Consider the following 16368-nt stretch of genomic DNA (forward strand, 5'->3'; position numbering starts at 1 on the left):
GGAATCTATGAATCATGTACAGGGTACATATGATCGGATACTCGTTATTTTTTCGTATATCGTCGCGGTTGTGGCTTCCTATACCGTGTTGGACTTGGCTGGCAGAGTTACGGCGACGAAGGGGAAGAGCAGATGGTTGTGGCTCTCGTTCGGAGCGGTAGCGATGGGGATGGGCATTTGGTCGATGCATTTTATCGGGATGATGGCTTTTTCTCTGCATGTGCCGGTCTCGTACGATCTTGTCATCGTATTCGTGTCGGTGATAGCGGCTATCGTTGCCTCCTTCATCGCTTTGTTCGTCGTGAGCAGGGATCAAATGACGGCCGGACATTTGTTAGGCGGCGGATTAATGCTGGCTACCGGGATTTCGGCGATGCACTACATCGGTATGGCAGCCATGCAGATCGATATCGAATATGATCCGTTCTACTTTTCGTTATCCATCGTCATTGCGATCGTCGCCTCAATTGTTGCATTGTGGTTGTCGTTCTACTTCCGTAAGGGCGGGGGACGCGGCGACGTATGGAAGAAGCTCGGCAGCGGGCTCATTATGGGGGCGGCGATCGTCGGAATGCACTATACGGGCATGACCGCAAGCCGGTTTCATCTGGGAAGCAAATCCGCCTTATCGTCAGGCATGACGTTGGATCAGCAATGGCTTGCTTATTTTATAGCCGGGGGGACCTTGTTTACGCTCGGTCTTTCTTTGTTAGGAATTTTCATTTCCAAGCGGTTCTCGTTCAAAGATTCGGAAATTCGGAGTAAGCAAAAAGAAATCCATTCGATCAATCAAGAGCTTCTGCAATTAAACGAAAACCTGGAACGATTGGTGGCGGAACGGACCGCGCAGCTTGAGAAGGCTCACGACGAAGCGATTCAAGCGAACCGGATTAAGAGTCAGTTCCTAGCCAATATGAGCCACGAGTTGAGGACGCCGCTGAACGCTATTATCGGTTATAGCGAGATGCTGATGGAGGAATCGGAGGAGCTCTGCGAACCGACCTTTACGGAGGATCTTGGGAAAATCAGCAAATCCGGCAAACATCTTCTCGCCTTGATCAACGATATTCTGGATATTTCAAAGATTGAAGCCGGAAAAATGGATATGTATTTCGAAACTTGCGAAGTGTCGGAGCTCGTGCAGGAAGTGATCACGACGGTTAATCCGTTAATCGAAGCGAACGGAAATCGATTGCGGACGAAGCTCGTCGAAGGCGTGATGAATACGGACATTACGAAGCTGCGACAAATTCTGCTCAATTTGCTAAGCAATGCAAGCAAGTTCTCGAAGGACGGTACGATTACGTTCGAAGTGAGCGGCGAAACCCGGAATAACAAATCCGGTTATCGTTTCAGCGTGCAGGACACGGGAATCGGCATGACGAACGAGCAAATCGCCAAGCTGTTCCAGCCGTTCACTCAAGCCGACTCTTCTACGACGCGCAAATATGGCGGCACCGGTCTCGGCCTTGCGATCAGCCAGCGTTTCTGCCAGATCCTGGGCGGGGAAATCGGCGTCGAAAGCGAGTATGGACAGGGCAGCACTTTTACCTGTTGGCTTCCGGCTTCTCTAACCAACGAGGTAGCGGTCGTGAATCTATCGGACGATAACGTCCAAGCCGCGCAGGAGGAAACAAGCCAAGTTAGCATTCTTCTTATCGACGACGAGCCGATCAATCAGCAAATATTGCGAAGCTATCTTGCTAAGGAAGGCTGGACGCTTGCATTCGCCGAAAGCGGACAAGAAGGCATTAAGCTTTCGAAGCAGCTTCGTCCTAAAGTGATCTGCCTGGATATCCTCATGCCCAGTATGGACGGGTGGAGCGTATTAACCGCGCTGAAGAGCGATCCGGAATTGGCGGACATTCCGGTCGTGATTATGTCGATGACTAGCGACAAGCAGCTCGGGTATTCGCTTGGCGCCTCGGAATTTCTGACTAAGCCGTTGCAGCAAGATAGACTCATTTCGATAATGGATAAATACATCTCCGACCGGAAAGAGCACTCCGTGCTCGTGGTCGAGGATGATGCAACGACAAGCGAATTGATGACTAGGCTGCTGCAGAAGGAAGGCTACGCCGTGAAGCAAGCGTCGAACGGTAGAGTAGCTTTGGAACAAATGGAGACGGCGGAGCCGTCTTTGATCTTGCTCGATCTCATGATGCCGGAGATGGACGGATTTCAATTCGTCGAGGCGTTGCGGAAGCAGGAGCGCTGGGGCGAGATTCCGATCGTGGTGGTGACGGCGAAATCCATCACGTTGGACGATCGGACGAAATTGAACGGATACGTGAAGGGCGTTATTCAGAAAGGCTCGTTCGATCATAAATCGCTATTGACGGAAATTCGCCGTTACATGGAGGTAACCAAGGAGCATGAGTGAACTACAGACGATACTGCTAGTCGAAGATAACGAGTTAAACCGGGATATGTTATCCCGGCGCCTTATCCGCAAAGGGTATCGGGTTCTGCTAGCCGAGGACGGTAAGCAAGGCGTAGAGCTTGCCGAAGAATTAAGCCCGGATCTGATCCTAATGGACATGAGCTTGCCGGTATTGGACGGTTGGGAAGCGACCCGGATATTGAAGGATTCTCCGAAATCCAAGGGAATTCCGATTATCGCTTTGACCGCGCACGCGATGGCCGGCGACAGAGAGAAGGCTTTCCAGGCGGGGTGCGATGATTTCGATACGAAACCGATCGAACTGGCGCGTCTGATCGAGAAAATGGAAACGGCATTGGCTAAGAAATGATGTTGAAAGGTGAGAACACAGCTATGGATGAGCTCAAGCTATCCAAAATATTAATCGTGGACGATCAGGAATACAATATTAGTTTATTAGAGCGAATTTTAAGCCGGGCGGGCTTTAATCATATTCATAGCACGATGGATCCGTTGCAAATCGAGAACATTTTAACGGAGCTGGATCCGGACATTATTTTGCTCGATCTGCATATGCCGGGGATGGACGGCCTGCAAGTACTTAGAATGATTCGGGAGCAATCCGACGCGGATAATTACTTGCCCGTGCTGATGCTTACCGCGGATATGACCCCCGAGGCGAGACAACAAGGTTTGCAAGCGGGAGTTAACGATTTTCTGACGAAGCCTTACGATCGCACCGAAGTGATTCTTCGAATCAATAATTTACTTCGGACGCGGTACTTACATTTGCAGTTGCTCCAGCATAAGAACACGCTTGAAGACAAGGTATTGGAACGTACGAACGAGTTGCAGCAAGCCAAATTCGAAATTTTGCAGGTGCTCGGACGAGCGGCCGAATATCGAGACGATATGACCGGACAGCATACGCAGAGAGTCGGGGATTTATCCGGACTCATCGCTAGCCGCATCGGACTCCCGGAACCGCACGTCGATTTAATCCGCAAAGCTGCTCCCCTGCACGACATCGGCAAAATCGGCATCCCGGACGAACTGCTGTTGAAACCGGGCAGGTACGAGCCCCATGAATTCGATCGGATGAAATTGCATACGACGATCGGCGAGAGCATTCTGGAAGGCAGTTATTTTAAGGTGTTGAAGCTGGCAGGGACGATCGCGAGGTCTCACCACGAGAAATGGGACGGTTCAGGATATCCGTACGGGCTTAAGGGCGAAGAGATTCCGATAGAGGCGCGGATCGTGGCGCTCGCCGATTTCTACGATGCGCTGACCCATGAGCGACCTTACAAAAGAGCTTGGACGTCGGAAGAGGCAATTACGGAGATCGAGAGACAGAAAGGACTTCACTTCGAACCGCGAATCGTGGAGGCTTTCTTGCAGATCGTGCATCTCGTGAGAAGCTAGGCGAGAACGATAGACGAGGCTATGCACCGCTCATTAGCGAGGGGGCGTAGCCTCTTTTTATCGCTCTTCCAACGGCGTTAAATAGTAGAAATCGTCCCGATGGCTCTTCCGATAAGCGCCAGGGGTCGTCCCCGTCCATTTCATGAACTGCCGGATGAAGCTTTGAACGTTCTCGAAACCGATCCGGCGAGAGATATGCTCGAGGCTGTCGCTTCCGTTTAACAGAGCATGCATTGCTTCCTGTCTCCTAAGTATGGCCAAATAATCTCGCGGCGAAATCCGATAAGTTTCTTGGAACACCCGAGCGCTGTGGCGTTTACTTATCCCGATCTTCTGCGATAGGGTTTCCAGCCAGTTCGTTAGCGGAGCTCTATCTTCTTCCTCCGCGGTTGCGATGACCAGTTGCTCGATTTCCCTGGCGATTTGATCCGCGAGCGAATCGGACGTTCGGGTTGAAGCGTCCTGCGGCGATTCATTGACGTAATAGAGTTCGAGTTCGTTCAAGAACGCGAATAGGCGGTGGAAAATAGCCGATTTGGAGGAGTTGAATTTCAATTGGTTCATGAGCTCTAAGACGTGAGGACGGATCCGTTCATTCAACGAATGTCCTACCGGCACGTAATTCGGCCTCGAAATCGCCATTCGGCGCAAGAGATCGGCGTCCGAGATTTGGGCATGGAAGACGAAGTACCGCATAACGTCGGATTGGACAAGCTTGAACTCGTGCAACTGCATGGGCGGGATAATGACGAGATCGCCCGGATGCTGCTCGATAACCTCTTCGCCGATCGTGCATGTTTGGCAGCCCTCGATCACAAGGTTGATCTCGAACATCAAGTGATGAAGGTGACGATTGCAGATCCATCCTCGGCTGACTTCGGCCGTATGCGCGCCGTACAAATAAGTTTCGTTCTTAAGGTTCGGAAATATAGAAACGGTTTCCGGTACGGGGGCGCGCTGAACACTCATCTCATTTTCTCCTGATCGATGTCTCATTTGGTTAATTGCTTATCGAATACTCGACTCCGTTGGTTATATCGGAATACGGACAAGAAACGTATACTTGCATTATCCGCTGTAAAGGTTCGATATTGCAATACTCGCGAGAATGGAGATGTATGTATTGGCCATTGATCTCTTGACGATTCCGAACCGGATTTCCGTCGAAACCGAATCGGGATGGCGAGCGTTAAGCTCTCACCCGTCCGGAACTTGGAATCTAGACGATATCCGCGTTCGAACGTTATCGTCGTCCGTGGGGCTGACGATCGGTTTAGCATCAGGCGCAACTCCCGTAACAACGATCAAAGTCCGTTGGGAGACGAGTATCTCCTGTGATGGTCTTCATATTCTCGGGGACCATTGGGAGCGGGCTTACGGCGATCTGGAATGGCGCGGAATCGTTCCGGAACGAGTCATGCCCTGGTATTTCCTGACTTTCGACGGGCATATCGGTTGCGGCTACGGCGTGAAAACCGGCGCGAGCGCCTTTTGCTATTGGGAACTGGATAGGGAAGGCATTACGCTTACGCTGGACGTGAGAAGCGGCAATAGAGGGGTTGTTCTGGAAGATCGGGAGCTGTTAGCCGCTACGGTAGTGACGATGGAAGGAAAAAACGGTGAAACGCCGTTTAAGGTCGCCCAACGCTTCTGCGCCCTTATGTGCGACAATCCGGTGTTGCCAACCGAACCGATCTACGGGGGGAATAACTGGTATTACGCTTACGGGAATAGTACGCATGAGAAAATTTTACGCGATTCCGGTTTTATCGCTTCGTTAGCTCCGCCCGAAGGCCATCGGCCTTTCATGATTATCGACGACGGTTGGCAAGCGATGAGCGGAGGAGGGGCCTGCAATGGAGGGCCATGGGAAGGGAATTCCGGTTTTCCTGACATGGGCAGGCTTGCGGGCGAGATGAAAGAGATCGGCGTGCGTCCCGGCCTATGGTGCAGGCCTTTGCTTGTCTCGGGAGATTCGCCGGAAATACCGGATAGTTGGATCCGGTACCGGACGGCAGGGGGAGCGATTCTCGACCCGAGCCTTCCGGAAGTGCTGGACTACATTTCGGACTTTATTGCCCGCATGGTTGGATGGGGTTACGAGCTGCTGAAACACGATTTCACGACGTTCGATCTGTTCGGTCTCTGGGGCTTCGAGATGAAAGGCAACGTGAACGCGATTGATGTTCCCTTCGGGGACGGGAGCCGGACTTCCGCGGAGATCGTAGGAAACTTGTATCGCGCGATTGCCGCTGCTTCAGGTCGTAGCGTCATCATCGGCTGCAATACGGTGAGTCATCTTGCCGCGGGATGTTTCGAGATTCAACGAACCGGCGACGATACGAGCGGCAAGTCATGGGAAAGAACGCGGTATATGGGCATTAATACAATGGCGTTCAGGATGCCTCAGCATGGAGCTTTCTATAGTCACGACGCGGATTGCATCGGGATCACGGACCGCGTTTCATGGAAGCAGAATCGGCAGTGGCTGGAATTGCTCGCGGGAAGCGGCACTCCGCTATTCGTCTCCGCGGACCCGGATCGCGTAACGGAAGATCAGGCGGAGGAATTGCGCCGCGCGTTTAGGATCGCCTCTCAACCCCTTCCGCCCGGAGAACCGCTCGATTGGTTGACGACGACGTGTCCGGCGGAGTGGATTCTGAACGGCGAGGTTAAGAAGTTTAAGTGGAACGAACCGATGCCTGACGGGCGTAACGAAGAAGATAACCATTGGTGGAAATAATAAAAGAATGGATCTTGTAGAGGAGAATTGAGAATAGATGACGGTAAAATATCGAGTCGCCGTCGCAGGCTGCGGCGGCATGGCGAATACTTGGGTGAAATACGCAATCGAACGCGCGGACACGGAAATCGTGGCGCTCGTAGACATTAAGCTGGAGTTCGCGCAAGCGATGGCGGACAGGCACGGGATTACCTGCCGTACGTTTACGGATATTTCGCAAGCGATAGAGGAAACCGGCGCGAATCTCGTATTCGATATTACGATACCTGCCAGCCATTATGCCATCAGCACGGCTTCCATGCAGTTAGGGTGCGACGTGTTCACGGAGAAACCGCTTGCCGAGACGCTAAGCGAGTGCAAGGAAGTCATCGCGACGTCGGATAGGACGGGACGTACGCATGCCGTGATGCAGAATCGACGTTATGACGTTCGAATTCGGGCTTTGCGAGAAATCATTACTTCCGGACAGATCGGAAAGCCGGGTTACGCGGGCGCGGATTTCTTCTTGGGGCCGCATTTCGGCGGGTTTCGCGATGCCATGGATAGCCCGCTGCTCCTTGATATGGCGATCCATACTTTCGATCAGGCAAGACTTATTCTCGGAGCCGATCCCGTATCCGTATACTGTCAAGAGTTCAATCCCGCCGGGTCATGGTATGCGGGACAGGCCGCGGCCGTATGCATCTTCGAAATGTCGGACGGATCCATATTCTGCTATCGGGGATCATGGTGCGCGGAAGGAGCGCCGACGTCTTGGGAAGCTTCGTGGCGCGTGACGGGAGAGAAGGGGACGGCCATCTGGGATGGCGAAAGCAACCCATATGCCGAAGCCGTTGCACCCGGCGACCAGGAAGGCAAATTCATTCGCGATTCTGTTCGGATAGACACCGCTGTGCCGGAGCAACGGAGATCTTGTCACGAAAGCTGCTTGGACGAAATGTTCGCCGCACTCGCCGAAGGACGGAAGGCCGAGACGGATTGCCGCGACAATATTCATAGCATGGCGATGGTGTTCGGCGCGATAGAGAGCTCCAAGACAGGAAGGAAAGTGATGATTTCCGACCTATTAGGCAAGCGATAGGCATGAAAAAACGACACAAATCTCTATTGCAGCTTGACCAACTGTTGTATAATGGTTGCTATCTATTATCATCGTTGCGGAGGTAGCACATTGGCTCAGTTGTATTTCAAATACGGTACGATGAACAGCGGCAAGTCGTTCGAAATCATCAAAGTCGCGCACAATTACGAAGAACAAGGCAAACCGGTATTGATCTTCACGCCTTCGATCGATACGCGGAACGGTTCGGACAAGGTAGGATCAAGGGTAGGTTTTACGCGACCCGCGATTCCGGTGGACGAGAACACGAATTTGTTCGATACCATTCAGCGAATGATCGCGGAATCCGGTCGTTATTTCTGCATCCTCGTAGACGAAGCGCAATGGTTGAAGAAACATCATATCGTGGAACTAACCCGGGTTGTCGACGACTTGAACATTCCGGTGATGGCTTTCGGCTTGAAGAACGATTTCCAGAACGAATTGTTCGAGGGCAGCTACAATCTGCTCGTCTATGCCGATAAAATCGAAGAAATCAAAACGATCTGCTGGTATTGCGATCGCAAAGCGACGATGGTCATTCGGTTCAAGGACGACGTCCCCGTCAATGAAGGAGAACAAATCCAGGTCGGAGGCAGCGAGGACTACAAGCCCGTATGCCGACGTTGCTACAACGAAGCGTTTAAGGAGAAATAAAGAGATGTCTTGATAAGGCAGGGGAAGTTTCCCTGCCTTATTTTATTTTCTTTCCCAAAAAAAGCGCTTGCAAAAAAATAAACTTGTATGATATAACGAGGTTAAAGCAATCTAAACGTTTAAATCTATAAACGAGGTGTAGGCTTGTCCGAGATCGGCATTAAAGATATCGCGGCGAAAGCGAACGTATCTACCGCTACAGTGTCGTATGTTCTTAACGGAACGCGCAACGTGAAGCTCAAGACTCGCGAGCGGGTGCTTCGCGTGATCGAAGAGATGAACTATAAGCCGAATAACGCGGCCCAAAGTCTTAAACGAAAGCGCACGAATACGATCGGCGTTATTGCCGAGGACGTTACCGTGTTTAACGTGCCGGAGATCATAGACGGGATCAACGACTGCGCGGACCGAATGGACATGCACATCCTGCTGACGAACTTGCGGCTCGACAAGAGAATCGGTCGCGACTTCGATAGAGTGGAAAGCTATCGCCACTATGCGGACAATGCCGTTTCCGAGCTTCTGAGCAAACAAGTGGAAGGCATTATCTATATCGGCGTTCACCCCCGCGATTTGACGGGTTTGATCGATACTTCCGGGAAACCGATCGTCTATACCTATTGTTATACGCAGAAAGATGTATCGATTCAGTATCATGACGAACAAGCTTCGTACGAAGCGATGACTTATCTGGTGACCAAAGGACACAAGCGCATCGGAATCATCAGCGGGGCAATGGACTCGATCCCGTCCCGGCTTCGGTTTAACGGTTTCTACAAGGCGGTGACGGAGTATGAGTTGCCGTTCGATCCGCAATTGATCAAGATGGGCAACTGGGAGGCCGAATCCGGTTACCGGCTGACGAGAGAACTATTCGAGCTTGAAGTCAGGCCGACGGCCATCTTGGCGATGAACGACGTGATGGCTGTAGGGGTTATGCGCGCCGCAGCCGAGATGAACATTCAAATTCCGAGGGATCTGTCCGTTATCGGATTCGACAACCGGGAATTCAGCGAATATTTAATTCCTCGCATTACGACTATGGATTTGCCGCTCCACGAAATCGGATACCGGGCAATGGAATCGCTCTCGCTTCTTATTAAGGGCGAGCAGGCAGAACTCAAGCCGATGCCGAAATGCAGACTCATCGAAAGAGATTCCGTAGCGCCTCCCCGCACTAGCTAGTTTTTTTTCATAGTAAAATCTAAACGTTTAGATTTCTGTTGTTCGACATTCGCTAGTCCTTATCCATCCTATTCCGCTTCGATTTCCGTACCCTATTCCTTCTAGCAGGCTATCGCATGCGCTTTGAGGAACGGGGTTTTTATTTTCGCCGAAAGGGGGTGAATGCCAGTCGGATAAAACCGCGAAAGGAAGAGAGAGTTTTTCGACAACCAGAAGGAGGAGACCCAACTGTAATAAACAGTAAACCAAGGAGGAACAGTTGATGATCACGCAAGCGGAGCCTAGATCGAATCGTTTTATTTTATTTGCGGCTATGCTGTTCGTAATTGCTCTATTTTTAATCGTCATGCCTAAGTTCGCTTCCGCGTACACGATCTCCAATAGTAACTTTAATATTCAAACGGGCACGAACGGAGAGATTACGTCGTTGCAACTGGCTGGCGATACCTTCCCGACGAACTACGTAATGAACGGCACGAACGCTCCTAATCAGAACACGGCAGACCACCAGTGGATGGGCGAGCTTATGTTTAAATATAAACTCGGAACGGGAGCATGGACGAACGCTTGGACGAGCAAATCCGCCGACGGCAGAACCCAAAGCCAGAGCGGAAATACGGTAACGGTCACCTATCAGAACGCGTCCAATGCGGAAGGGATCAAAAACTTCAAGGTCGTGTCGACTTATTCGCTCGCGAACGATTATTTGCTCTGGTCGATCAACGTAACGAATACGAGTACGCAATCGATCGAAATCGGCGATTTCGGCTTGCCGCTCCCGTTTAACGAGTTCTGGACGGGCGGCAACAACGAGGAAATTTATGAGACCCGGGTTTTAACCCATTCATTCGTAGGGAATAACAGCTCGTATATTACGGTCGGAAGGCCGAGCGGAATCGGACCCTCGTTGTTGATGATCCCCGATGCGACGACGGGAGCAGGCTTCGAATATCAAGACCGTTGGCGGATCGAAGAGCATCCCGGCAGCAAATGGGCGATGGATCAAGGAGGCTGGGTCGAAGGTTTGAACGTGTTCTACATTCATTCGAACGTCATTAAGAGCACGAACCGGGGTTACCTCCCGAACACGAGTTTGATTTTGGCGCCGAATCAAAGCAAAACTTACTCGTTTAAATTTTTCAAGGTTGCGAACGAGAACGCGGTAAAGGATAAGCTTTATGTAGAGGGACTCATCGACGTTACGGCGGTTCCCGGAATGATGTTCGCGACGAACATGAAGGCGAAATTCGACTTGCGCACTTCGAAGGCGATCACTTCCGTTACCGCGCAATATCCTGCCGATACCGTGATCGCTTCCCTTGGCGCGGCTGCGGGTGGACACAACGTCTACGAGCTTACGCTTAACCGTCTCGGACCTAATAACATTACGGTTAATTACGGCAGCGGCGAGAAAACGGTTCTGCAATTTTACGCGATCGAACCGATAGACGCGGCTCTGCAGAGACACTCCACCTTCATGGTCAACAGCACGCAATGGAACGCGCCGGGCCAGTTGAAAGACAAAGTTTTCGACGACTGGATGATGGACACGAAAGCGAAGCGGAACGTCTTTAACGGTTATTGGGGCTGGGGAGACGATTGGGGGTACACTCACGGACAGTTTCTGGCAGAGAAAAACGTTCAGACGCCGGTCGCCTCGGAAATTATCGCGGTCGATCAGTATTTGGAAACGGCCATCTGGAACTCGCTTATGGCCACGAACCACTCGGATTACCTCATCTACGATTTTCTGATGCCTGCTCCCAACACGACTCCGACCTACCGCGGTTACGCCTACCCCCACATCTACAATACGTATTTCAGCATGTATAAGATCGCGAAGCTGTACCCGAACGCCGTAACTTATATTCAACCGAGGAACACGTACTTGCTGCGGGCTTACAACATTTTCAAAGCGTTATACGACGGTCCCGTCGCTTACAACTGGAATACGGGATTGATGGGAGAGCTAACGACGCCGGAAATCATTAAAGCCTTGCAAGACGAAGGTTATACGACGCAAGCGAACGACGTCATCGCGAAGATGGCGACGAAATACAACAACTTCAAGAATACGACATACCCTTACGGCTCCGAATACAACTATGACAATACGGGCGAAGAAGCGGTGTACACTCTGGCGAAGATGAACAACAATACGACGATGAAAAGCAAGATCAACGCCAAAACGCGCGCCGCCCGCGGACATATGCCGGTCTGGTATTACTACGCGGATCCGGTTACGATTACCGGGGAGAATTGGTGGAACTTCCAATATACCGTTTCGTTGGCGGGATACGCGATGGACGATTGGATTCGCAATCATTCCGCGACGCCGGAAGTCGAGCAGCGCATGTCGTATGCGGCGAAGATAGCCAACGTCGGCGCGATCAATTCCGGTCAGATCAGCTCGGATCCGGCCAATATCGGAGCGGTAGCTTGGACTTATCAAGCGGAGAAAGGGAATTACGGCGCTCTCGGACATGGCGGAGGACCGTTGCAGAACGGTTGGAGAGGGATGTCGGGAGAAGCGGATTTGGGCTTGTTCGGAGCGATTAAGATTTTGAGCTCCGACGTCGCGGTGGATCCCATCTTCGGCTTATATTGCTATGGCTGCGACGTGTCGTCTAGCGGCGGTAATTACTCCGTCATCCCGAAAGACGGCGTATTCCAGCGGTTGAACTTGATCACGGAGAAGTTCGGCATGGAACTGGAACGCGACAAGTACTCCGCGGCTACCGTGGCTATCGCCAAGAACTACGTCAACTTTACGTTGTCGAATACGACGCCGGGAACGGCGCACACGACGAAAGTCACGTTCTCGGGTCTTGCCGCCGGTTCCTACAATATTCTGGTGAACAACGCGGCAGCGGGAAGCGTTAACGTAACGAGCGGCAACAAGGCGACGATCAGCATCAACGTGGGAACTGCAGCCACGTATGACGTGAAGCTTCAGCAAGGGACGCCTCCGGCGAATACGGCACCGGTCGTGAACGCGGGAACGAACGGGACGTTTACTTTGCCGGCTAGCGTCGTACTTGCCGGTACGGTAACCGACGACGGCTTGCCAAGCGGAACGGTGACGACGGCATGGAGTCTTCAGAGCGGTCCGGGGACGGCGACCTTCGCGAACGCCGGCGCGGCGAATACGACGGCGACCGTGACGGTTGCGGGGACGTACGTATTCAAATTAACCGCCAGCGACGGCAGCTTGTCATCCAGTGCGACGGTAACCCATACCGTGAATCCATCGTTACCTGTTCCGGAAGTCGTCGCCAAATATTTGTTTAACGAGACAAGCGGAACAGCGGCGAGCGATTCGTCCGGCAATGGCAAGCACGCAACGTTAACCGGAGGGACGACATGGGCGGCCGGACATGCGGGCAATGCTCTAAGCCTGAACGGAAGTAATGCTTACGCAAACTTACCTAACGGAATCGTAAGCAATCTAAACGACTTTACGATCGCGACGTGGGTTAAAGTAAACAGCTTAAGCAACTGGGCGCGTATATTCGACTTCGGCACGGGAACAAGTAACTACATGTTCCTCGCTCCGCAAGCCGGAGGCGCGGGCATCAGGTTTGCGATTACGACAGGGGGCAACGGTTCGGAGCAAGTATTGAACGCGCCGGTGTTGCCGACGGGAGTATGGAAACATGTTGCCGTTACTCTTACGGGAACGACAGGACGGCTTTACGTCGATGGCGTTCAAGTCGCGATTAATGCGAGCATGACGCTTAAGCCATCGAGCTTAGGTACGACCAACTTGAATTACATCGGTAAATCCCAGTTCGGAGATCCGTACCTGAACGGGCTAGTCGACGATTTCCAGATCTATAGCAGAGCGCTCAGCGTAACGGAAATCGGCACGCTGTTTAACGGTAGTCCGAGCTCTTCCAACATCGCTCCTCTAGGCACGGCTACGACCTCGTTCGTCTCCAGCTGGGAAAGTCTGACCGGACTTAACGACGGGTATACGCCGACCAGTTCGATCGACCGTGGACATCCTATCTATGGAAACTGGGATAATCCGAATACGACGCAATGGGTGCAGTACGATTTCGCTCAGAATTACACGATTTCCGGCGTCGATGTTTACTGGTTCGATGATGATCAAGGAATTGATCTCCCGGCTTCGTATACGATCCAATATTGGAACGGCACGGCTTGGGTTAACGTAGCGAGTCCGGTCGGCCTCGGTTTGCTGGCGAACCAGTACAATGCGACGACCTTCACGCCGGTGTCTACGAACAAGATACGTGTGAACGTCACCGCGAAGGCGACAACCTCGACGGGAATTTCGTCCTGGAAGGTGACGGGAAATTAAGTTTTAGTAGTCGATAGCAGTCGAGGCAAGAAGCCGTCCCAGCTTAACGGGGGCGGCTTCTTGCTCTGTTCAGGGGGAAGCGCCGAACAGGGTTTTACGCGACAACCTTATGTAACTAAGCGTTGTTGTATCCCATGTAAGCCGTTACAATGTTACTATTAGACTAGTAAACTATCAGAATGCGAGTGATCACAATTGGCGGACGTAAACAGAGAGTGGATCAGACTTTGGACCGGGGTTGCTCCTGGGGCGCAAGGCAGCGGAGATGAGGATATTCCAGCGTTACAGGCTTATCCGGTTGCGGAGAAAGGCAGAGGAGCCGTTATCGTTTGTCCCGGGGGCGCTTACGGCATGCGAGCCGATCATGAAGGCGAACCGATTGCCCTATGGCTCAATAGCATCGGCATTGCTGCCTTCGTACTACGTTACAGGGTTGCGCCTTATCAATATCCTTGCGCGCTCAAGGATGTTCAGAGAGCCGTTCGGTACGTGCGGCATTTCGCGAACGACTACGGCATTAACGGAAGCAAAATCGGCGTACTCGGATTTTCCGCCGGAGGCCATTTAACGACAACGATCGGAACTCATTACGATTCCGGCAACCCGGACGCGGAGGATCCTATCGATCGCGAATCTTGCCGACCGGAGGCTATTATTCCATGTTATCCCGTCGTTACGCTCAAACCGCCTTTTACCCATGAAGGTTCCCGGATGAACTTATTAGGCGTCGAATCCGATCCGGTAATGGTAGATGCGTTAAGCAACGAGAGTCAAGTGACGCCGGATACTCCGCCGACGTTCCTCTGGCATACCGCGGACGATGAAGCCGTTCCCGTAGAGAATGCGATTCTTTTCGCAAGCGCGCTGAGCAAAAATAAGGTTCCTTTCGAGTTGCACGTTTACGAGAAAGGTCGTCACGGGTTAGGCTTGGCCGAAGAGGATTCTCATGTGGCTACATGGACATCCTTGTGCGGAACGTGGCTTGAACGACAGCAATTCTAAGTAAGTTAGGAGCTCTGACCGATGCTTTTCGTCTGGATTGCTTTATGGACGGTAGCGTTGATCTTGTGGGTAGCCGATCCCCGTTCTCCCGTTAACCGCTCGTTAGGCGCGGTGGCTATATGCGGGGGAGCAGGGGCTTTGGCCGCGACGCTGGCCGACGTATTTATTCCTTATCTCCATTCGTATCATCCGCAACAACGTTTTGAAGATGCATTGTATACCGTACAAGCCGGTTCATCTTTGGTTTCTTATTATGGGCTTCCTTATTTTTATTTGATATTCGGGATGGCCTATTTTCCCTTGAACATGTCCCGCTCCAAGCTGTGGGCGGTTTATATTGCCTTGCTAATTCCCATTGCGTTGAGCGTTATTTTTACGCCCCCGTATAATGAGAAGTATCCGGTAACCCATTCCGTTATCGTGTGGTGGGCGGTTCCCTATATTCTGCTCGGCACGGTTTTCGTTCTGTCCAAGAGATCCCGCCATTTCTCGATATCCCATTCCCACTGGATGATTTGCTTGGCGGTGTTGCCGCCGGTTCTGTTCGCCATGCTGATGAGCTACGTTCTTCCGAGCTTCGGCATGCTTAGAATGTGGAAGTACAATACTTGGTTCGTCGTCATCGGCGTTGCGGTTTTTTTGATCGGATTGTTCACTTATGGATTTCTAGGGCTTAGGGTGCTGATCGATCGTCGCAAACGCGATTCCACGCTGCGAGTGGTCACCTCGGGTACGGCGATTCTGCATCATGCGATCAAGAACGACGCGGGGAAAATGCGGTTATTTACCGACAAAATGAAAGCCTATGCCGAATCGACGAATCAGCAGGATTTGTTAGAAGATATTCTTGTTGTCCAGAAAGCTTCCCATCATATCCAAGAGATGATTTCACGCGTTCATCGCCGCACGGAGGATTTGGAGATCCGGCCCAGAGAGGTCTCGATGGACGCTCTTATAAGGGAAACGTTAAAGCAACATGAACCGTTATTGCGGAAAATAAAGCTTCATGTCTCGATCGCCGAGGGTTGGCAGTGCACGTTGGATCCGGCGCAAGTCGCGGAGGCGCTCAATAATCTCATATCCAACGCTATCGATGCGATGAACGGAGAAGGTCATCTATTTATCACGCTGCGCGCAGGGAAAAGAGAGCTGACTTTGGAAGTTCGGGATACCGGACCGGGAATGGATAAGTCGGCGTCGGCCAAGGCGCTCGAACCTTTCTTTACGACGAAAGGCGGTCAAGAGGCGAATTTCGGACTCGGGTTGCCTTATGCGTATCATGTCATGCGGAAGCATGGGGGATCTCTGGCGATCCGCAGCAGGAAAGGCGTAGGCACTCGGGTTTACTTGATTTTTTCTAAGCGTCGGGTTCTCGCCGTTAAGAGACCAACTTCTTCAGATCTTCCTGCAACCTTTCAACCTCTTTAGTTATTATCCCTTTCGATCTCTTTAGATACTATCCCTTTCATTCAGGAAGTGGGATGGAGACTGCGTTAGGGGAATCGGTTACGCGAATGGGAGTATGGAACGGGGAAAGTCGAGCGAAC

11 protein-coding genes are annotated in these 16368 nt (G+C 51.9%); 10 read left to right on the top strand and 1 reads right to left on the bottom strand.

Translation table 11 applies throughout. From position 1 onward, the window contains the following. Nucleotides 1–7 precede the first annotated feature (7 nt). The 3 genes from HH215_RS02435 to HH215_RS02445 are packed head-to-tail and all read left to right on the top strand — an operon-like array spanning nt 8 to nt 3808. Complete coding sequence (locus tag HH215_RS02435) at nt 8–2383, top strand: response regulator (RefSeq protein WP_169278453.1); 2376 nt, start codon at nt 8–10, stop codon at nt 2381–2383. Beyond that, entirely contained in the window at nt 2376–2753 is a 378-nt protein-coding gene (locus HH215_RS02440; RefSeq protein WP_169278454.1) for a response regulator, read from the top strand. The genes HH215_RS02435 and HH215_RS02440 overlap by 8 nt, the downstream gene beginning before the upstream one ends. 23 nt (nt 2754–2776) lie before the next feature. Next, on the top strand, nt 2777–3808 hold the full coding sequence (locus tag HH215_RS02445; protein WP_169278455.1) for an HD-GYP domain-containing protein: 1032 nt from the start codon (nt 2777–2779) through the stop codon (nt 3806–3808). 57 nt (nt 3809–3865) lie between these two features. Here HH215_RS02445 and HH215_RS02450 read toward each other — a convergent pair whose 3' ends face one another. After that, nucleotides 3866–4777, bottom strand: coding sequence for an AraC family transcriptional regulator (locus HH215_RS02450; RefSeq protein WP_169278456.1), 912 nt, complete (start codon nt 4775–4777; stop codon nt 3866–3868). Between the two features lie 145 nt (nt 4778–4922). On the opposite strand from HH215_RS02450, the gene HH215_RS02455 reads away from it, so the two are divergent. The 7 genes from HH215_RS02455 (at nt 4923) to HH215_RS02485 (ending at nt 16249) form a co-directional block, all read left to right on the top strand. Beyond that, on the top strand, nt 4923–6551 hold the full coding sequence (locus HH215_RS02455) for an alpha-amylase family protein (RefSeq protein WP_375140481.1): 1629 nt from the start codon (nt 4923–4925) through the stop codon (nt 6549–6551). Between the two features lie 37 nt (nt 6552–6588). Continuing rightward, a complete protein-coding gene (locus tag HH215_RS02460; protein ID WP_169278457.1) occupies nt 6589–7632 on the top strand; it encodes a Gfo/Idh/MocA family protein in 1044 nt (347 codons plus the stop codon). A 90-nt stretch (nt 7633–7722) separates the two neighbouring features. Continuing rightward, nucleotides 7723–8307 carry a thymidine kinase gene (locus HH215_RS02465; RefSeq protein WP_169278458.1) on the top strand — a complete coding sequence of 195 codons (585 nt, stop codon included), beginning with the start codon at nt 7723–7725 and terminating at the stop codon, nt 8305–8307. Between the two features lie 144 nt (nt 8308–8451). Beyond that, the gene (locus tag HH215_RS02470; protein WP_169278459.1) at nt 8452–9492 is read left to right on the top strand and encodes a LacI family DNA-binding transcriptional regulator; all 1041 of its coding nucleotides are present in this window, start codon (nt 8452–8454) and stop codon (nt 9490–9492) included. A 262-nt stretch (nt 9493–9754) separates the two neighbouring features. Next, nucleotides 9755–13819, top strand: coding sequence for a DUF5695 domain-containing protein (locus HH215_RS02475; RefSeq protein WP_375140482.1), 4065 nt, complete (start codon nt 9755–9757; stop codon nt 13817–13819). A gap of 195 nt (nt 13820–14014) precedes the next feature. After that, nucleotides 14015–14821: an alpha/beta hydrolase gene (locus HH215_RS02480; RefSeq protein WP_254450347.1), complete on the top strand. Its 807-nt coding sequence runs from the start codon at nt 14015–14017 to the stop codon at nt 14819–14821. A 21-nt stretch (nt 14822–14842) separates the two neighbouring features. Continuing rightward, nucleotides 14843–16249 (top strand): sensor histidine kinase, encoded by a 1407-nt coding sequence (locus HH215_RS02485; RefSeq protein ID WP_169278460.1) that lies wholly within the window; start codon nt 14843–14845, stop codon nt 16247–16249. Nucleotides 16250–16368 lie beyond the last annotated feature (119 nt).

Source organism: Cohnella herbarum (genome assembly GCF_012849095.1).
Taxonomy (GTDB): Bacteria; Bacillota; Bacilli; order Paenibacillales; family Paenibacillaceae; genus Cohnella; species Cohnella herbarum.

Excerpts from the sequence above, each read along its gene's own strand:
- HH215_RS02435 (WP_169278453.1), top strand. The coding sequence starts at position 8 with ATGAATCATGTACAGGGTACATATGATCGGATACTCGTTATTTTTTCG.
- HH215_RS02440 (WP_169278454.1), top strand. The coding sequence starts at position 2,376 with ATGAGTGAACTACAGACGATACTGCTAGTCGAAGATAACGAGTTAAAC.
- HH215_RS02445 (WP_169278455.1), top strand. The coding sequence starts at position 2,777 with ATGGATGAGCTCAAGCTATCCAAAATATTAATCGTGGACGATCAGGAA.
- HH215_RS02450 (WP_169278456.1), bottom strand. The coding sequence starts at position 4,777 with ATGAGTGTTCAGCGCGCCCCCGTACCGGAAACCGTTTCTATATTTCCG.
- HH215_RS02455 (WP_375140481.1), top strand. The coding sequence starts at position 4,923 with ATGTATGTATTGGCCATTGATCTCTTGACGATTCCGAACCGGATTTCC.
- HH215_RS02460 (WP_169278457.1), top strand. The coding sequence starts at position 6,589 with ATGACGGTAAAATATCGAGTCGCCGTCGCAGGCTGCGGCGGCATGGCG.
- HH215_RS02475 (WP_375140482.1), top strand. The coding sequence starts at position 9,755 with ATGATCACGCAAGCGGAGCCTAGATCGAATCGTTTTATTTTATTTGCG.
- HH215_RS02485 (WP_169278460.1), top strand. The coding sequence starts at position 14,843 with ATGCTTTTCGTCTGGATTGCTTTATGGACGGTAGCGTTGATCTTGTGG.